Origin of the sequence: Pseudomonas sp. NBRC 111143, from assembly GCF_001320965.1 — a bacterium.
Lineage (GTDB): Bacteria > Pseudomonadota > Gammaproteobacteria > Pseudomonadales > Pseudomonadaceae > Aquipseudomonas > Aquipseudomonas machongensis.
Window position 1 is genome coordinate 26,762 of the sequence record NZ_BCBT01000030.1, and the last position, 17,644, is coordinate 44,405.

A 17,644-nucleotide genomic window follows, 5' to 3' on the forward strand; every position below is an offset into this window, starting at 1 on the left:
CAGTCTTTGTATATTCAAGGAGTGCTGAACATGCTCGGAGCTCTTCTGCCCTTGGCCTCGCACCGGTAATAATCAAACGGGCGGTGATGCAGGCATTTAATTGGGAGCTTAATTATTTATGTTGCATTACCAGTGTGCAATTTTGCATGCCTTTTTAACTATGCTCAAGCCGGCGCCATATCCTCTTGAGCTTCTCATCTTTGGCCCTTCAATTGGTGTGTTGGGCCGCACGCATGAGCATGCGGCCGTGAGCGCTGCTCACCGTTTCGCTTCCTCCCCGGGTGTAGCCGAGCGGCTAAGGAACGCTCGAGTTATTTCGGGTAGGTGCTCCCTTAACCAGTCAGCCATGGCGATCTCTTCTTTCAAAATCGACCGGCAGGCTTCTGCGGTCAGCTCATCACCGGAGAAGTTAGCCGCTTCAATAAGCACGGTGTAAGAAGCGATCTCTAGATTTTCAAACACGTAACCGGACATCGCGCCCTTGACCACTTCATCGCTCATCGTCATGCCGCCCACAGCCTGTCCAAACGCCATAAGCTTTCCTGCTAGATCTTTCAGGGTTGAGGTGCTTCCTCCCAACCGTTCAATGCACTCAACTAGCAATCGCTGTTGCCCCTCGGTTTCGGTGATGTGCTGAACAATACGCCCGCGCAATTTTGGGTAATGCTCCAGCCGTTCCGCTTGTGCTTTAAGCATTTTTTCGGCTTGCTGTTCCATTGCGTGGGCGTCGCGCAACCAATCAAGAAGGTTCTCGGTAGGCTGAGTCATGATAGTTCTCCGTTATGCCAGAGTAATTGAGAATTTCTGTCACCAGCACGTGTTCAAGTGGCCTGACGAATGGTTTGGCGCGCAAACTATTTGGGTGGGCTTATTTGCATAGCCGATCTGAACTTTCTCGCTTGTTCCGTTCGTTTTTGATTGCGCTTTGCACCCAATTCTTTCTTCAACACGCCTATCCACCAATAAGTATTTCAATATGTAGGGTGGACCAGACGGTGGGCCCCTTGGAATTAAGGGGAGGCGTGGGAGTACGTCGAAAATCCTTTCGCTGCCGTTGATGGTGGTGACGGCCCTGCTTCGGTAGAGAGCTGTCAGCCCCTGATCACTCGGTACTTGAAGCCATGAAGCTGCGGACCGAGTCGCCGTTGGGGGGGGCTGAAAGCCATAGCTCTAATGAACCACGCGCGTACGGCCCATGGAACCGTTGCGGATACGCCAATCGTCAATCGGGGTGAACGGATGCCACTGCGTCAGGCTCAACCCAGTAGATTCGCGTCTCACTCTATCTCTGCCGTGGGATCCTCAAAATGGCCAAATACCTGTACTTGATCAGCTACATCTTCGACAACCAACCGGACACCTGCGAGTTCCGCAGTCACCAGGAGGGCCTTACTCGCGAGGCTGCGCACGAGTATTTGCAGGGTTTGCATCGTAACGAAGCGTCATCGTTCACCGATGTGCAAGTTCAGCGTGTCGTGCATGACCACAAGCCCGGCACATCGCCAGGACACTACTAGCAACCCTGACGGGTTATCAGCATGAACGCGATCAGCGGACAGATAGACCAGGAAGAGCGCCGACTCGTTGCGATCAATAGGTGGTTTCTGCGTTACGACGACGTGGAGCAAAGACGTGATTGCCCCAGCACCCATCATGAAGAACTGCTGCGTCAAGCCGATGAGATGGACCGCCTTGGATTGGTGGACTGGCACGAATGGCGAGACCTGCGCAAGCTCGCAGACAGGGCCTTTCTCAAAGCAATTGCCGGTGCTGATTACGAGAGTGCAGCCATGCGCACCGGCTGCACCGACAGGAGACATGACTAGGGGGAGAAGATGTCACGGCTGCCAATAATCGGGGTGACGGCCTGTAGTTATAAGGTCGGCCCACATGCAGTGCAATTGAATGACGACAAGAATGCCCGGGCAGTAGCCACTGCTGCCAATGGATTACCGTTGATTTTGCCGATGTTTCCAGAGTTGCTGAACATCGCAGACATAATCGATGGACTGGATGGGCTGTTCTTCACCGGCTCACCGTCCAATATCGAGCCTCACCATTACGATGGTCCCCCGAGCCCGCCTGGTACTAAAAAAGATGCTGCTCGTGATCACCTCACGCTACCGCTTTGGCGTGCGGCAATAAAAGAAGGGCTGCCAGTGCTAGGCGTGTGTCGGGGTTTTCAGGAGATGAATGTGGCGTTCGGCGGCACGCTCGTTCAGCAGCTCCATCAACCTGGGGTAGAGCATGAGCCCCGAAGCAACGAACCTATTGAAGACCAGTATGCGCCCGCTCACAGGCTCACGGTACGATCAGGTGGGGTGTTACACGGGTTGGGGTTTCCCGAGGTGATCGAAGTCAACTCGGTACATGGGCAAGGTATAGAACGGGTCGGTGAAGGGTTGCGTATTGAGGCTGTGGCAATGGATGGCCTCGTCGAAGCGTTGTCGGTGGAAGACAGTCGCTCATTCGCCCTTGGGGTGCAGTGGCATCCGGAGTGGCAGGTGATGTTCTATCCGCATTATCACGCGATTTTCGAGGCGTTTGGAGCCGCTTGCCGAGCTCGAGCTGCGCAACGGCTCAGGTAGTATCCATCTGATCGGTCTCTAATCTGGACGGGCATTTTCCAATGCCAGCAACGCTGGGAGGAGATCCTCTACTGGGGGCTTCAGCATCTGCCTCTGACCCCCCACTTTCATCAGACTGCAGCACTTGGTCGACTAGGGGACGGTTAGCGCGCCAGCGCAACCCATGCCGCGGCAATCAAGCGTTATCCGCCCGTCGGAGGGGGACGCGGATATGCAAAACCATTGATGATTGCGTTCGTCAGAACAGTTGTAGAGTTGGTTCGACTCTCCACATCAGGTCTTCGGCCCGCCTTGATGCGGGCCTTTTTTTCGGCTTCAGAGGCCACAGTCTGGCGGCTCGCGGCACGTCAACCAACGGGCGGCATCGAAGCCGATCAATACCCGCCCTGGCTTTGGTAGAACTCCTAGCCCCCCAGCTTTAACCTCGTGAGACTTACGCATGGCCTAAATGGCTTGTTTGGTGAGCGGTTCTCGCACCTCTCTGCACGATTACATCACCAGATGTTCTTGGCAACGGCCCAGGAGAGCACGAAGCGCATGCGCGGTGACATTGTCCTCTAGAGGCTGTCAGGGTCGCCGAAGAACATCTGTATCCGCGACCGCAACCACCGCTCCGCCGGGTCGTTGTCCTGCGCTCCGCGCCAAGCCATGTGCAGTTCGAAGGTACGCACATCCAATGGCAGGTCTTCGGCGCGCAGGCCGCCGGCGGCGGTGAGGGTTTCTGCTGCATAGTCCGGTACCGTGGCGATGATGTCGGTGCCGGCGAGCAGGGTGCCGAGGCCGTTGAACTGCGGCACGGCCAGCACCACATGACGCTTGCGACCGATTTCCTCGAGGGTCTCGTCGATGAAGCCGGAGAGGTCGCCGGCGAACGAGACCAGCGCATGCGGACGGGCGCAGAAGTCGTCGAGGGTGATGTTGCCCGGTACGCTGTCGGCACGCAGCAGTTTCGGCTTGCTGCGCCGCAGCACCTTGCGCTTGGCGTTGGCCGGGAGATCGGCGGTATAGCTCACACCCACCGAAATCTCCCCAGAGGCGAGCAGCGTCGGCATCAGCAAATAGTTGACCCGCCGTACCACCAGGACGATGCCTGGCGCTTCGGCGCGGATGCGCTTGAGCAACTGCGGCAGCAAGGCGAACTCGGCGTCGTCCGATAGACCGATGCGAAATACCGAGGTGCTGGTGGCTGGGTCGAAGTCAGCGGCGCGGCTGACGGCGGTGGAGATCGAATCCAGGGCCGGGGAGAGCAGGGCGAAGATCTCGTGGGCGCGAGCCGAGGGCTCCATGCTGCGCCCGGTACGGACGAACAGTGGATCGTCGAACAGATTGCGCAGACGTGACAGTGCCGCACTGATCGCCGGTTGGCCGAGAAACAGTTTTTCGGCTGCGCGGGTTACGCTGCGCTCATGCATGAGCGTCTCGAACACGATCAGCAGGTTGAGGTCTACGCGGCGCAGGTCGTTACGATTCATCGGTGCGTTTCGCCTTGCTCAGGTGGGTCGGGGTGAATATTAAGGCCAAAGGCTGTTACCCTGCACGGGTTTACGGGTGCCAATGCAGCGATTTGCCCGTAGCCCAATCAATGACAGGCATGTCGACTATTAACGGCCACTGATGGTCTAACGTGCAAAGCCCGGATAAAGTCCGTGGTAATACGAGGTTCACAAAGGCGAGGTATGCGATGTCCCGCATGATCCGTTTCCACAAGTTCGGCACGGCCGATGTGCTCCGTTGCGAGGAGCAGGCCGAGCCGTCTCCCGCAGCGGGCGAGGTGCAAGTGCGCGTCCAGGCCATCGGCCTGAGCTGGTATGACGTGCTCTGGCGTCAAAACCTGGCACCGTCGCAGGCACGTCTGCCGGCAGGGATCGGTCACGAAATGGCCGGGGTGGTCACGCAGGTCGGGGAGGGTGTCGACGATATCGTCGTGGGCGACCGTGTCGCCAGTTTCCCGGCGACCAGCCCCAATGAGCATCCGGTCTATGGTGATGTGATCGTGCTCCCCCGCACGGCCATTACCCGCTACCCCGAGCACCTCACCCCGGTCGAGGCCAGCGTGCATTACACACCGCTGCTGATCGCCTACTTCGCCTACGTTGACCTGGCGCGGGCCAAGGCTGGGCAGACGGCGCTGGTTACCGATGCCAGCCATTGCGCAGGGCCGGCCTTCGTGCAGTTGGGCAAGGCCTTGGGCCTGAAGGTGTTCGCCGCCACCAAGGAGCCGGAGCAGCGTGAATACCTGCTGGGCCTGGGGGCTGACAAGGTGATCGTCACCGAGGAGCAGGACCTGCTGATGCAGGTCGGCAAATACACCGATGGCCGCGGCGTGGACATGGTCCTGGACGGCATGGGTGGGCCGCAGATGTCGCTGCTCGGCGATGTGCTTGCGCCGCGTGGCAGCCTGGTGCTGTACGGCCTGCAGGGTGGTAACCAGACGCCATTCCCGGCTTGTGCGGCATTCCAGAAGAACATCCAGTTCTACGTGCACTGCATTGGCAACTTCACCGGCAAGCCGGAGCTGGGTATTGCCCAGGACCAGGTTGCGCTGCAGCGGGCGTTGCGAGACATCAACCAGTTCACCGCCGACAAGCTGCTGACGCCACAGATCATCAAGGTCTATCCGTTCGAGCAGGTTGTCGAAGCCCATCGCCTGATGGATGAATGCCCGTGTGGTGGGCGGATTGTGCTGGACATGGGATCTGCGTGATTCCAGCGCGTCGAGTTGCATGAAAAACCGGGCTTAGGCCCGGTTTTTTTCTGATATTTCCTACAAAAACTTAATAACTATCCGACGCAATAACACTGCCGCGGCAAGGACGGTTAATTGCCACTGCGGCCATGACTCCATGCTTGGGTATTTCTTTATTGTCTGTAGATCAATGCTGCTCTACTGAATGGTTTTTTTACCGGGATCTGTATCTTTTATTCAGTCGACAACCCTCGATAATGGCGCTGTGATACTTGGCGCGGCTCGGCGGAATCAGGTACGTGGCCACTGCTGGTGAGGCACAGGGCGCATGCAGGGCATGGTAAATGCCTTTGCTTCCAATGAGTGCCGGCCTGTTGTTGCTTAGAAATCTCCCAATGGTTTGTGGGAAAGTTCTTTGAAGTGAATCGCGACTTGTTTCTTACGTCGGTTAATGCCGACTTTCTTTGTGCTCAAGGAATGGAGTGGACTATATGAGTAATATCCATGAGCAGGCCATGCACTACATATACCAGCAAGTACTGGATCGTCTGCTGGAGCATATGTCCCAGGCGCAACGGGCCTGCGTGCAATTGCTGATCCAGCGTCTGCTGGTGGCGGCAGGTGGCGTGGAGTACATCGGGGACTTCCGTGTGCTGGTCATACACGGGCATGACCGATGTAACACACGCCTGCTGGCATTTTTACGTGCTGCGCAACTGAGCATCGCGCTGCGAGCGCCCGATACCTTTCGCCTGCAAGTAGTGGTCGCGTGCCAGCCCGCACCGGGGGCAGCAGTGCTTCGCGGCCTGGAGAGCACCTTCAATGCACTGTTCCTGCAGGATGACCCCCGTGTGGAGTTACTGCTGGCTGGCGGCCAACAACTGCAGCCTTTCAGCCGCCACGCCGCGACAGTTGCCGGCACACCGCTGGAGCGCGAGGCGCTGCTGACGTTCGGTCATCTGGCTGCCGGGCGCCCAGAATCCTTGCTAGGCAGCCGTTTGTACCTTGAACTGGCCGAGACGCTGCGCTGCGTCCTGTCCCAAGGGACGCTCCCCAGCGCGCTGGTCACGGCGATTCCGGTGCGGCAGCGGCGCCGGTACCTGGCGTGGAGTCGCACGCTCATGCGCCTGACCGGCGAGCGCGGAAGCCATGCCATACACCAGTGCGCCGCGGTGTTGTGCGAAACACTGGGGCGCCTGCGAACGCTGGCCGCCAAGCCGAGGGAGCATGCCGAGGCAAGAGTTCCGTCATGCCAGAGCGAGGCAACCTTGCGAGTGATCGCGGTCGATGACCTGATCAATGACAGTCGAGCGGACGACACGTTGTTTCACATGCTGGGTATCGAGTTGCCTGTATCGGGTTGTGAAGAGCCGCTGGCCGCGTTTTTCGACCCGATGTACCTGACACACCTGCAGCGGCTGCGTGATCAATGGCAGTTGGGCAAGTGCGACGCCGTCCGTTCGGGAGAGGGCAGGCATCTGTTTCAGGAGGCCTTTGCGATCGACGACAACCAGTTGACCTGTCTGTTGTACGCCCCGTTCGCCGAGCAGGGCCGTGGATTGCCGGCATTCCTGCAGCGTTGTCACCCGGCCATGCGTGTCGCACTGCCTTATCTGCACCGCGCGCTTCAGGGGCAGCCCTGCCCGGAAGCCGTGGTCCATTGGCTGATTGGCACCAGCGGGCTGAGCCTGGCACAGTTGCGGGTCATTTATTCGGGTGAGCTGCCGCAGACGGCATCTCGCCTGATGGCAAAGCTGACACGGCGCGATGTGCGGCTGCGATTGCTGGGGCGCCTCTCGCCCCGGGCCGAGATGGCGCAGGCCGCCAGTTGATGGGGCGTTCCGTGCGGCGCGAGTTCGCCTATCAAACGGTCTATCGCTACCTCGAAACGCTGATCAGCCATGCCTGCGAAGGAGGGGACCCGCGCTTGCCATCGCTGCGTGACCTGGCCCGGCGCCTGCGGGTTTCCCTGGCCACGGTGCAGTATGCCTACAGCCTGTTGGAGCGCGAGGGACGGGTACATTCGGTGCCCAAGTCCGGATATTTTGCACTGGTGCCGGTCGATGGGCGCGCCAGTGCGCCGAGGGCAATTGCCAGATCTGGCCAGTGTGCACCGTTCATTCTCCCGCCATTGCCATGTGGGGCGCTCGAGCCGCTGTTGCTGGCGCATGAGCGGCGTCTGGCGCGTCAATCCGCGACGACGCAGACCGGCAACGCGCTGTTGCGCAGTGCGCTGGCGGCCCGCCATACCCGTTCTTCCAGGCAGTTCTGGCGGGCTGAGGACGTGCACCTGGCAACGGATGTCCAGGCGCTGCTGCAGACATTGCTGCTTGCGTTGGACTTGCAGGGCGGCGCGGTGCTGGTGGCGACGCCCTGTTGCTGGCAGCAGTTGCAGGTCCTGCAACAGCTGGGAATGCGGGTTATCGAGTGGCCGTTGGATAACCAGGGGGGGGTGGACCTGGGTACCTTGGCGCAGCTGTTCAAGCGCGAAACCGTGCGCCTGCTGCTCATGCCGTCGTGTCTGTCGACACCTCCCGGACGCCTGATGTCGCTGGAGGAACAGCGTGAAGTGGCGCGTCTGCTCGCGGGATATCCGACATGGCTGCTGGAAAATGACCTGGATAGCGAGCAGTGTTTTGCCGCGCCACCAGCGACACGCCTGCGTGATTGGGTCGATCCGCACTGGCTGCTGGTCATGGGTTCGCTGGAAGGAATGATCGGTGCCGAAGCGCCCTATGCCTATGTGCTGAGTCGGCATCCAGCAGTGTGTGAGGCTTTCGTGCGCCGCAGCTTTGTGTTGCCCCCTCGGCGCCAACAGGCTGTGGCCTGTCTGCTGACCCGAGGCGATGTGGACAGCCATCTGCAGCAAATGCGCGACCGGCTGGAGTTGCGCATGGCGATTTTATGCCATGCCGTCGAACAGCATCTGGGCAGCCTGTTGGCGTTCAGTGTGCCTGAAGGCGGACGCGTGCTCTGGTGTCGCCTGGACTTGGCAGTGGATGTGCGTCAGTTGTTGGAGGCCTCGAGTACCCCGGCGCTGCTGGCGGCGCCTGGAAATCTGTTCAGTTTGCAAGAGAGTTACGATCGCCACCTGCTGCTGGCCTGGCAGGGGGACGATGCAGGCGAGCTGGAGGATGCACTCGGGGAGCTCGGGCAGCGGTTGCAGTGTTTGCGTGCCAACGCAAAGGACAGGTCGGGCTGACCGTCGATCCGGCGCGCTTGCCAGGCGGCTCTATCTGTATGTATAACCAGTGCTCATGCCAGCCTGCGACGCCATGCCGTGATTGCCCATTCCGTCGAAGATCCGCTCTATTACCTGCATAACTTCCGCCAGGTACTGAGGTGGGTCGAACACCGATACGCCGATATCCTTGACTCGCACGAGCAAGACTTTCTCCGAGTCTTCAGCGGGCTAGCCCAGCCGACGCAGGCATTGCTGGTGCGCATGGTCATGCGCAAAGGCGAGCTGTTTCGCGGCGACCGGCTCGAGTATGCCGAGATCGGCGACACGGACGCGGCCTTGCAGCCTTTGCTCACCCTGGGATGGGTCTGCCCGAGGCCGGTACTGGGTCTGGAACAGCTGTTCGCCTTGTTGCGCCGGGATGAACTGCTCACCTGTTTTGCCGATCACCTGGCTGATCCTCGCGCGACCAAGACCCAGTTGCTGGCCACGCTGCGGCCATTGGATCTGCCGGGCAGGCCTCTTTCTGCCTGGTTCGCGCAGGCGCCGGTGCAGATCCTGCAATGGCGCCTGCAACCCCTGTGCGACCGCCTGCGCCTGTTGTTCTTTGGCAATCTTTTTCAGGATTGGTCGGAGTTTGTACTGGCCGACCTGGGCGTGCTGCGCTACGAGCAGGTGAACTTCAGTGCGGATTCACGCGCCTTGCGCCAGCGCGATGAGGTCGATCTGGCGATGACCTTGCATGCTTGCGTCGAGCGTCTGGAGCAGGGAGAGGCGCCGAGTACGTTGCTGCAGGCACTGGAACGGGTCGACAGCACCAATCCCTGGCTGGCCCGGCGTCGTGCACGTCTGTTGTTTGCAATTGGCCAGCGCTGCGAGCGGCTTGGGCAGTGGGACCTGGCCTTGAGCGTCTACGATGGGCTCGACCACCCCGAGGCGCGCATTCGTCAGGTGCGCGTGCTCGAGCGCAGCGAGCAGTGGCAGAGGGCGCAGGCACTGGCGTCACACATGGCCCAGACCGTGGCCAATCCCCTCGAGAGCCAGGCGTTGGCGCGCATGCTGCCGCGCCTTGCACGCAAGCTCGGAGGGCCGCCCCGACGCCGCCCGTCGCCTGCCGCGCAAACGCTCATCGAACTGGAGTTGCCCGTGGAAATGGCCGAACGGGGTGTGGAGGAGGCGGTGCGCTTGCACTTGGCGCACGCTGACGGCGAGGTCCACTATGTCGAGAATACCTTGTTCAACAGCCTGTTCGGCCTCCTGTGCTGGGAGGCGATTTTCGCGCCACTGCCCGGCGCTTTCTTTCACCCTTATCAGGCGGCGCCGCAGGATTTGCACGACAGTGATTTCCTGACGCGCCGCGCCGCGCTGTTCGAAACCTGTCTGGGGCGGCTCGACGATGGCAGCTACCGACAGGCGATACGCGAATGTTTTGCCACCAAGCACGGCCTGCAGTCACCGTTCGTGTTCTGGCAGGTACTGAACGAGGTGCTGCTCGAGCAGGCCTTGGCCTGCATTCCTGCCGAGCATCTGAAGCGGTGTTTCCAGCGCCTGCTGCAGGATATTCGCAACAACCGCGCAGGCATGCCCGACCTCGTCCAGTTCTGGCCGGGGCAAGGGCGCTACCGCATGATCGAGGTCAAGGGGCCGGGTGATCGCCTGCAGGATAACCAGTTGCGCTGGCTGGACTTCTGCCGTGAGCACGGCATGCCGGTCGCGGTATGTCATGTGCGGTGGTGCGAGGTTGCGCCGTGAGTCTGAGTGTGGCGGTGCGTGCGCTGTGTGAGTTTGCTGCCAAGGTCGGCGACCTGGACTTGCGCTTTACGCCGTCGCCCACCGCCCAGCAGGGCATCGATGGCCATCGGCGGGTCGTTGCCCGGCGCGGGCCTGGCTACGAGGCGGAGGTATCGCTGGAGGGCGAGTACCAGGGATTGCGGGTGCGTGGACGAGCCGATGGCTACGACCCGCTGCGTAATCGTGTGGAAGAGATCAAGACTCACCGTGGCAGTCTCGACCGCCAGCCGGACAACCACCGGCAATTGCACTGGGCGCAGGCCCGGGTTTACGCTTGGCTATTGTGCCAGTCGCGTGGGCTGGAGCGGATCGAGGTCACGCTGGTGTACCTGGATGTCGACAGCGACCGGCAGACCTTGTTCAGCGAGCCGCATCATGCCGCAGAGTTGCAGCAGTTCTTCGAGGCCTTGTGCCAGCGCTTTCTTGGCTGGGCACAGGCCCAGGCCGCACGGCTGCGCCTGCGGGACAACGACCTGCAGGGGCTGGCGTTCCCTTACCCACACTTTCGCCAGGGCCAGCGCCAACTGGCGGAGACCCTGTACAAGGCGGTGGCCACCGGCCGCTGCCTGATGGCCCAGGCCAGCACCGGTATTGGCAAAACGCTCGGCACCCTGTTCCCGCTGCTCAAGGCCATGGCCCCGCAGCAACTGGACAAGCTGTTCTTCCTCACCGCCAAGACACCAGGCCGGGCATTGGCGCTCGATGCACTGCGTCAGATCACCGACACCACCGCACAGCCCAGCCTGCGAGCGCTGGAGTTGATCGCCCGGGACAAAGCCTGCGAATACCCGGGCAGTGCCTGTCATGGCGAGTCCTGCCCGCTGGCCAAGGGGTTCTACGATCGGCTGCCAGCGGCTCGCGAAGCGGCCTCTCAGGTGGTGTTGCTCGACCGGGCCGGGTTGCGCGAGGTCGCGCTGGCACACCAGGTCTGCCCGTACTACCTGGGGCAGGAGATGGCACGCTGGGTCGATCTGGTGGTCGCTGACTACAACTATTACTTCGACGCCCCGGCGCTGCTGTTCGGCCTGGCCCAGCTCAACCAGTGGCGAGTCGCCGTGTTGGTGGACGAGGCGCATAACCTGGTGGAACGCGGCCGCGCCATGTACAGCGCCAGCCTCGACCAGGGGCAACTGCTGGCCTTGCGCAAGACCAAGCCGGCGGGCTTGAACGGTGCACTGGATCGTCTCAATCGCCAGTGGAATGCGCTGTACAAGGCTCAGGTGGCACCGTACCAGGCGAGTGAGCAACTGCCCGAGGCGTTCCTGCGGGCGTTGCAACAGTGCATCGGCCTGATTCAGGAGGGCATGGAGCAGGCGCCTGCGCACATCGAGCCGCAGGTTCTGCAGTTCTACTTTCAGGCTCTGCAGTTCAGCCGTGTGGCCGAGCTGTTCGATGAGCATTTCCTGTTCGATATCAGCCTGCGCAACGGCCCGCGCAGCCGTCGTCTGGCGACGCTGACGCTGCGTAATGTGGTGCCCGCGCGCCTGCTCGGCCCACGCATGGCTGCGGCGCGCAGTGTCACGCTGTTTTCGGCGACGCTGGGGCCACGACGGTTCTACGCCGACTTGCTGGGCATGCCGGCAGATACCGCCTGGCTGGATGTGGCCGCGCCATTTCGTGCCGAGCAACTGCAGGTGCGTATCGTCAGTGAGGTCTCGACCCGTTTTCAGCAGCGCAATGCGTCCCTGGCGCCGATCGTCGGGCTGATCGGCGAGCAGTACCAGCGTCAGCCGGGCAACTACCTGGCGTTCTTCAGCAGCTTCGAGTACCTGGAGCAGGTGATGGCCCTGTTTACCGAACGCTATCCCGAAGTGCCGTACTGGCGGCAGGCGCCGGGCATGGACGAGGCCGCACGCGAGGGGTTCCTGGCGCGTTTCGTGGCGGATGGGCGAGGGATAGGCTTCGCCGTGCTGGGGGGGGCCTTCGCCGAAGGGGTGGACCTGCCAGGCACCCGGCTTATTGGTGCTTTTGTCGCCACCCTGGGGTTGCCTCAGGTCAATCCGGTCAACGAACAGTTCAAGCAACGTCTAGCCCGGCAGTTTGGCAGCGGGTTCGACTACGCGTACCTGTACCCTGGCGTGCGCAAGGTAATCCAGGCGGCCGGTCGGGTCATTCGCGGCGACCAGGACCGTGGCGTGCTGTTCCTGATCGATGAGCGTTTCAATGAGCCGCGGGTACAACAGATGTTTCCCATCTGGTGGCAGACCGCTATCAACTGACCCAGCCCCATCGCGCGCCGTTGCAACTCCCAGTACACTGCGCGTTCCAACATCTACATCCGTTGAACTCGAGGTTTTGCATGACGCTCAGTCCTTTGGCAGGCAAGCCGGCTCCGGCCAGCGTGCTGGTCGATATTCCCCGCCTGTTGACCGCCTACTACACCGGTCGCCCGGACGCTACGGTCGCGTCGCAGCGCGTGGCCTTCGGCACTTCCGGACATCGAGGCACCTCGTTCGAGTTGAGCTTCAACGAACATCACGTGCTGGCGATCACCCAGGCGATCTGCCTGTACCGCCAGGAGAAGGGCATCGATGGCCCGCTGTTCATCGGGGCTGACACCCATGCCTTGTCGGCGCCGGCCACGGCCAGCGCGCTGGAGGTCCTGGCGGCCAATGGCGTGCAGGTGCGGTTGTCCAAGGACGACGAGTACACCCCGACCCCGGCGGTGTCCCATGCGATCCTGTGCTACAACCGCGGGCGTCAACAGGGCCTGGCCGACGGCATCGTCATCACCCCCTCGCACAACCCGCCCCAGAGCGGTGGTTTCAAATACAATCCGCCCAACGGTGGCCCAGCCGACAGCGATGTGACCAAGTGGGTCGAAGCCAAGGCCAACGAACTGCTGGCTGCAGGCCTTGAGGGTGTCAAGCGCATTGACTACGCCCAGGCTCTGCAGGCTGCCACCACGCAGCGTCACGACTATGTGAACAGCTACGTGGCAGACCTGGAAAACGTCATCGATTTCGAGGTCATCCGCAATGCCAACCTGCGCCTGGGTGTCGATCCGCTGGGTGGCGCGGGCGTGCGCTATTGGTCGGCGATTGCCGAGCGATACCAGTTGAACCTTGAAGTGGTCAACACCGAGGTCGACCCGACCTTCCGGTTCATGACCGTCGACTGGGACGGGCAGATTCGCATGGACCCTTCGTCGCCACACGCCATGCAGGGCCTGATCGGCCTGCGCGAGCGTTTCGACGTGGCCTTTGCCTGCGACCCGGACCATGACCGCCACGGTATCGTCACCAGTGACGGCCTGCTGCAGCCGAACAACTACCTCGCGGTGGCCATCGATTACCTGTTCCGCCATCGCCCGCAGTGGCGCAACGACGCCGCTGTCGGCAAGACCGTGGTCAGCAGCGGCATGATCGACCGGGTTACCGAGCGGCTAGGGCGCAAACTCCATGAAGTGCCGGTGGGCTTCAAGTTCTTCGCCCAGGGCCTGTTCGAGGGCTCGCTCGGTTTTGGTGGGGAGGAGAGTGCGGGTGCTTCGTTCCTGCGTCTGGACGGCAGCGTCTGGGCGACCGACAAGGATGGCCTGATTCCCGCCTTGCTGGCGGCCGAGATGACTGCACGCACAGGACGCAATCCGAGCCAGGCCTACGCCGATCTCACCGCAGCCCTGGGCAAGCCCTACGCCACCCGCGTCGAGGCCAAGGCCGATGCGCGGCAGAAAGCGCTGCTGAGCAAGCTGGCGCCTGAGCAGGTGAAGTCCACCGAGCTTGCCGGCGAGCCGATCCAGCAGATCCTCAGCCACGCACCGGGCAACGGCCAGGCCATCGGCGGCCTGAAGGTGATGACCGCCAATGGCTGGTTTGCCGCGCGTCCTTCGGGTACCGAGGACATCTACAAGATCTACGCCGAAAGCTTCATTGACGAGGCGCATCTGCGGCGCCTGGTGCAAGAGGCCCAGGCACTGGTGGATGCGGCGATCAGCTGATTGCCTACGCGCATACCGAACCGTGCTTTTCGCGTGCTAGCCGCGAAAAGCACGGTTCGGTCATCTGCCTCAGGCCACGTCCACCAGCACGATCTCGCTGTCCTCGAGCGCCGTGACGCGCAGCACTTCTTCACCCTCCACGGCAACCCCATCCCGGGCTTTGGCGCGCACGCCATTGGCCTTGACCACGCCTTTGGCCGGAACCAGATAGCCACGTCGTCCGACATCGAAGCGGTACTCGGCGCTCTCGCCAGCGCGCAGGGTCGCGGCCACCAGCCGGGCGTCGGCGCGGATACGCAGGGCGTCCTGGTCCTCGACACGGCCACTGGCCAGCGTCACGAAGCCTTCGCCGCGGTCCCCTTTGGGGAAGGGCCGAGTGCCCCAGGACGGAGCCTCTCCGACTTTGTCCGGCACGATCCAGATCTGGAAAATGCGGGTGTCGACCTTCTCCAGGTTGTACTCGCTGTGCACGATACCCGTGCCCGCACTCATCACTTGCACGTCACCGACTTCGGTGCGGCCTTTGTTACCCAGATTGTCCTGGTGGCTGATTGCACCTTCGCGCACGTAGGTGATGATCTCCATGTCCCGGTGCGGATGCGGCGGGAAGCCACTGCCGGCGGCGATCAGGTCGTCGTTCCACACGCGCAGGTTGCCCCAGTGCATACGTTCGGTGTCGTAGTACTCGGCAAAGGAAAAGTGATGATGGGCGTCCAGCCAGCCGTGGTTGGCATGGCCGAGGCTTTCGAAGGGGCGCAGTTGCAGCATGATCAGGGTCCTCGGTAGGTGGGAATGGAGTCATGATGCCTCTTTCAAGTATCGAAAATAAGCGTAAATATCGGCTTGTTTTTATCTGGTAAATCGATGTTTTTCGTTGCGGTACTTTCTACGTTTCATCGCCTAATCCCATGATCTGCAAGCATTAGCTGGCACTTTTCAGCAGTTCGGTGGAACATGCTCCACTGATTCGATTAGCAATGGAGTGACCGTGTCTCTCGAGCAGCCCCCGGCGCCACCGGACCTGACCCCGCCCGCGCAATTACCCTGGTTGCGCCGCCTGGCCGCACGCCTGCTTGGGCGAGGATTGAGCCGTTTGCAGGCGCAGCACCGCGACTCATGGTTCCTCGGCCACGCCACCGGCCAACGCAGCGGGCACGCCGATGGCCTGCGTGACGGCTACGAACGTGGCCGTGCCGAAGGGTACGAGGCCGGGCGGCAGGTCCTGGTGATCCGCGACAGCCGCCCTGACAGCGCTGCAGTGCCAGGCCAGGACGACAAGCTGTTCGACGACTGGCGCCTGCCGCTGACAGCGGAGCTGAAGAAACGCTTCAAGGCCGATGTCGTCCAGCGCCTGCCTGCCGACGCCCAGCCCAGCGCCGCGCAATGGAAGCTGATCTTCAGCGACACGCCATCTACCTGCGTGGTGGCGGGTGCCGGTGCCGGCAAATCGACTTCGCTGGTGCTGCGTATTCTGCTGCTGCGCCACTACCTGGGCTTCGAGCTGGACGCCATGACCGTGGTCACCTTCACGCGTGAGTCGCGCAAGGACTTCATCAAGCGGCTGGTGCAGGTCTTCGCCATCTGGCAGATCGAGCTGCCGCCGGCCCGTGCTCGTGACCTGGTTCGCACCTTCCATTCGCGCATCCTGCCGCTGGTGCGCAGCTTGCCGGGGTTCTCCCAACTGCGCGCATTCGAGACACTGGGTAACGACCTACCGGCTGGCAGCGAAGCCGAGAGCGAAGGTAATCCTTTCGACCTGCGCCTGAACGATGCCCAGCGCCAGCAGCTCAATCTGTGTTATCGCGACCTGCTGCGTGACAGTCCACGCTTTGCCGAACTGGTCGGGACGATGCGCCGCGAGGCCCTGCAACTCAAGCCCCTCGATCCGGATCATCCCGATGTGCAGAAGCGCGTGCAGGTGACTCAACTGGCTGCCCAGCGCGACGAAGAACTGTGCGACGTGATCGAAGACCTGTGGTTCGCTGCGGGCGCCTGGCCGATCAAGGGCATCGATCCCTGTCGGGAAACCGTGCAGATCCGTGGCCAGCGTTTCCATGTGCACGGGCGTCTCGAAGGGCTTGATGCCTGGGTGGTGCTGGGCTTCGATCCGTCGGAAAGCGCCCAGTACCAGCGTGCCAACGCCAAGCTGTCGGTGCGTGCCGAGTGGGCTGTAAAGCGCACGTTGTTTCAAGCTTTCTGTGATAAGCCATTGATTTGGCTTGATAACTATACTTCGGCAAAACGTCTCGCCGCGTCGCTGGCGGGTGATGCGGTGGCGGGGCCCGGGTTCGAGTTCAAGGTCAAGGGCGAACTGGCTCCTGCGCCGTTGCTCGATGCCTTCGTCGGTGCGGCGAGCTTCATCGAGAACCTGGGGCTCGAGGTGGGGAGCGCCGTGGCTCGCATGAGCTTTGCGCCAGGCGACAGCGATGCGCCGTTTTTCGAAGCCCTGGCCCTGTACTGGAAGGCATTGGAAGCTCACCTGCTTGGGCAGTCGCCGCCAGTGATGACCTATAACCGCATGTTCGCCCTTTTCGGCGAGAACAACCCCGAGAACCTGCAACTGCTGCCAGACCCGCTGCTACGCCCGCTGGCGCACTTGATGATCGATGAGTTCCAGGATGTCTCGCCACAGATCGTCAGCTGGTTGCGCGCTACATTGGGCGAGATCCGCAGGCGTGGCCCAGGCATGCATACCGGGCGCAACGCCGCGCATTCGTCGTTGATGTGCGTGGGTGATGACTGGCAGTCGATCTATGGCTGGCGTGGCAGTTCACCGAAGTACTTCATGGAGTTTGGCAAGACCTTCCCATCACCGGCCAATACCCGGGTGATGCTGGTCGAGAACTACCGGAGCCAGCAACACATCATCGATGCGGCCGAACACCTTGTGCGCGGTACAACGGCGATCAACGGCAAGAAAGCCAGGGCCTGCGGTGGCGCCGCCGCGCTGCCACTGTCGCCAGTCAAGGTGTTCGAGCGCGACGAAGCGGCTCTCGGGCAGACCCTGATCGAGCATTACCAACGGGGCGAAACAGTGATGATGTTGTTTCGAAAAAGTAGCGATAAGTCGTTGATTTCAAATCATATAGATACGGTTGTCAGGGTTGATTCGAGCCTGCCGCCTGAGCAGCGTCGCCTGCGTCAGCTCACCTATCACAGCGCCAAGGGCCTGCAGGCCGATGCCGTGTTCATGCTTGGTGATTGTCAGTACCTGACCAGTTCACCCTACAAGAACCAGGTGTATCGCATGGCTGGGTTAGGGCGTACCGGGGATGCACAGCCGTTCGACAGCGCGCAGAAAGACGAAGCGCAGCGCCTGGCCTACGTCGGGGTGACGCGGGCGATCAGGCACTGCTATTGGCATGTGGAAGCGGTCAGCGGCGATGCAGCGTCGCTGCATCGTGCGTCCAGCCAGGTACAGGGCCGGCAAGCCTTCTTCGAGGACTTGCGCGGCCAGTGAG

Annotated in this window: 13 protein-coding genes; 10 read left to right on the top strand and 3 right to left on the bottom strand. The window is 61.6% G+C overall.

Annotation, left to right across the window (positions count from 1 at the left end; translation table 11 throughout):
- Nucleotides 1-258: 258 nt before the first annotated feature.
- Nucleotides 259-768: a ferritin-like domain-containing protein gene (locus APH44_RS17095; protein ID WP_054893744.1), complete on the bottom strand. Its 510-nt coding sequence runs from the start codon at nt 766-768 to the stop codon at nt 259-261.
- Nucleotides 769-1,307: 539 nt separating this feature from the next.
- On the opposite strand from APH44_RS17095, the gene APH44_RS17100 reads away from it, so the two are divergent.
- From APH44_RS17100 to APH44_RS17110, 3 genes are read left to right on the top strand one after another with little or no spacing between them, the layout of a single operon-like run.
- Complete coding sequence (locus APH44_RS17100) at nt 1,308-1,517, top strand: hypothetical protein (protein WP_054893745.1); 210 nt, start codon at nt 1,308-1,310, stop codon at nt 1,515-1,517.
- Nucleotides 1,518-1,538: 21 nt separating this feature from the next.
- Entirely contained in the window at nt 1,539-1,826 is a 288-nt protein-coding gene (locus tag APH44_RS17105) for a hypothetical protein (protein WP_054893746.1), read from the top strand.
- A gap of 9 nt (nt 1,827-1,835) precedes the next feature.
- Entirely contained in the window at nt 1,836-2,588 is a 753-nt protein-coding gene (locus APH44_RS17110; protein WP_054893747.1) for a gamma-glutamyl-gamma-aminobutyrate hydrolase family protein, read from the top strand.
- Nucleotides 2,589-3,145: 557 nt separating this feature from the next.
- On the opposite strand, the gene APH44_RS17115 is transcribed toward APH44_RS17110, so the two are convergent.
- A complete protein-coding gene (locus APH44_RS17115; RefSeq protein ID WP_054893748.1) occupies nt 3,146-4,060 on the bottom strand; it encodes a LysR family transcriptional regulator in 915 nt (304 codons plus the stop codon).
- A 209-nt stretch (nt 4,061-4,269) separates the two neighbouring features.
- Between APH44_RS17115 and APH44_RS17120 the strand changes: the two genes are divergently transcribed.
- The 6 genes from APH44_RS17120 (at nt 4,270) to pgm (ending at nt 14,183) form a co-directional block, all read left to right on the top strand.
- Nucleotides 4,270-5,292 carry a zinc-dependent alcohol dehydrogenase family protein gene (locus APH44_RS17120; RefSeq protein ID WP_054893749.1) on the top strand — a complete coding sequence of 341 codons (1,023 nt, stop codon included), beginning with the start codon at nt 4,270-4,272 and terminating at the stop codon, nt 5,290-5,292.
- A gap of 473 nt (nt 5,293-5,765) precedes the next feature.
- On the top strand, nt 5,766-7,106 hold the full coding sequence (locus tag APH44_RS17125; protein WP_054893750.1) for a hypothetical protein: 1,341 nt from the start codon (nt 5,766-5,768) through the stop codon (nt 7,104-7,106).
- On the top strand, nt 7,106-8,476 hold the full coding sequence (locus tag APH44_RS17130; protein ID WP_054893751.1) for an aminotransferase class I/II-fold pyridoxal phosphate-dependent enzyme: 1,371 nt from the start codon (nt 7,106-7,108) through the stop codon (nt 8,474-8,476). The genes APH44_RS17125 and APH44_RS17130 overlap by 1 nt, the downstream gene beginning before the upstream one ends.
- Before the next feature lie 78 nt (nt 8,477-8,554).
- Nucleotides 8,555-10,207, top strand: coding sequence for a VRR-NUC domain-containing protein (locus tag APH44_RS17135; protein ID WP_054893752.1), 1,653 nt, complete (start codon nt 8,555-8,557; stop codon nt 10,205-10,207).
- Nucleotides 10,204-12,465, top strand: a complete 2,262-nt coding sequence (locus tag APH44_RS17140) for an ATP-dependent DNA helicase (RefSeq protein WP_054893753.1) — start codon at nt 10,204-10,206, stop codon at nt 12,463-12,465. Before APH44_RS17135 ends, APH44_RS17140 begins: the two co-directional genes overlap by 4 nt.
- A gap of 80 nt (nt 12,466-12,545) precedes the next feature.
- On the top strand, nt 12,546-14,183 hold the full coding sequence (gene pgm, locus APH44_RS17145; RefSeq protein ID WP_054893754.1) for a phosphoglucomutase (alpha-D-glucose-1,6-bisphosphate-dependent): 1,638 nt from the start codon (nt 12,546-12,548) through the stop codon (nt 14,181-14,183).
- A gap of 69 nt (nt 14,184-14,252) precedes the next feature.
- On the opposite strand, the gene APH44_RS17150 is transcribed toward pgm, so the two are convergent.
- Entirely contained in the window at nt 14,253-14,951 is a 699-nt protein-coding gene (locus APH44_RS17150; protein WP_054893755.1) for a pirin family protein, read from the bottom strand.
- A 220-nt stretch (nt 14,952-15,171) separates the two neighbouring features.
- Here APH44_RS17150 and APH44_RS17155 point away from each other — a divergent pair, with 220 nt between their 5' ends.
- The gene (locus tag APH44_RS17155; protein ID WP_054893756.1) at nt 15,172-17,643 is read left to right on the top strand and encodes a UvrD-helicase domain-containing protein; all 2,472 of its coding nucleotides are present in this window, start codon (nt 15,172-15,174) and stop codon (nt 17,641-17,643) included.
- The last annotated feature ends 1 nt before the right edge of the window (nt 17,644 follow it).

Coding starts and splice junctions, on each gene's coding strand:
- APH44_RS17095 (WP_054893744.1), bottom strand. CDS start 768: ATGACTCAGCCTACCGAGAACCTTCTTGATTGGTTGCGCGACGCCCAC.
- APH44_RS17100 (WP_054893745.1), top strand. CDS start 1,308: ATGGCCAAATACCTGTACTTGATCAGCTACATCTTCGACAACCAACCG.
- APH44_RS17105 (WP_054893746.1), top strand. CDS start 1,539: ATGAACGCGATCAGCGGACAGATAGACCAGGAAGAGCGCCGACTCGTT.
- APH44_RS17110 (WP_054893747.1), top strand. CDS start 1,836: ATGTCACGGCTGCCAATAATCGGGGTGACGGCCTGTAGTTATAAGGTC.
- APH44_RS17115 (WP_054893748.1), bottom strand. CDS start 4,060: ATGAATCGTAACGACCTGCGCCGCGTAGACCTCAACCTGCTGATCGTG.
- APH44_RS17120 (WP_054893749.1), top strand. CDS start 4,270: ATGTCCCGCATGATCCGTTTCCACAAGTTCGGCACGGCCGATGTGCTC.
- APH44_RS17125 (WP_054893750.1), top strand. CDS start 5,766: ATGAGTAATATCCATGAGCAGGCCATGCACTACATATACCAGCAAGTA.
- APH44_RS17130 (WP_054893751.1), top strand. CDS start 7,106: ATGGGGCGTTCCGTGCGGCGCGAGTTCGCCTATCAAACGGTCTATCGC.
- pgm (WP_054893754.1), top strand. CDS start 12,546: ATGACGCTCAGTCCTTTGGCAGGCAAGCCGGCTCCGGCCAGCGTGCTG.
- APH44_RS17150 (WP_054893755.1), bottom strand. CDS start 14,951: ATGCTGCAACTGCGCCCCTTCGAAAGCCTCGGCCATGCCAACCACGGC.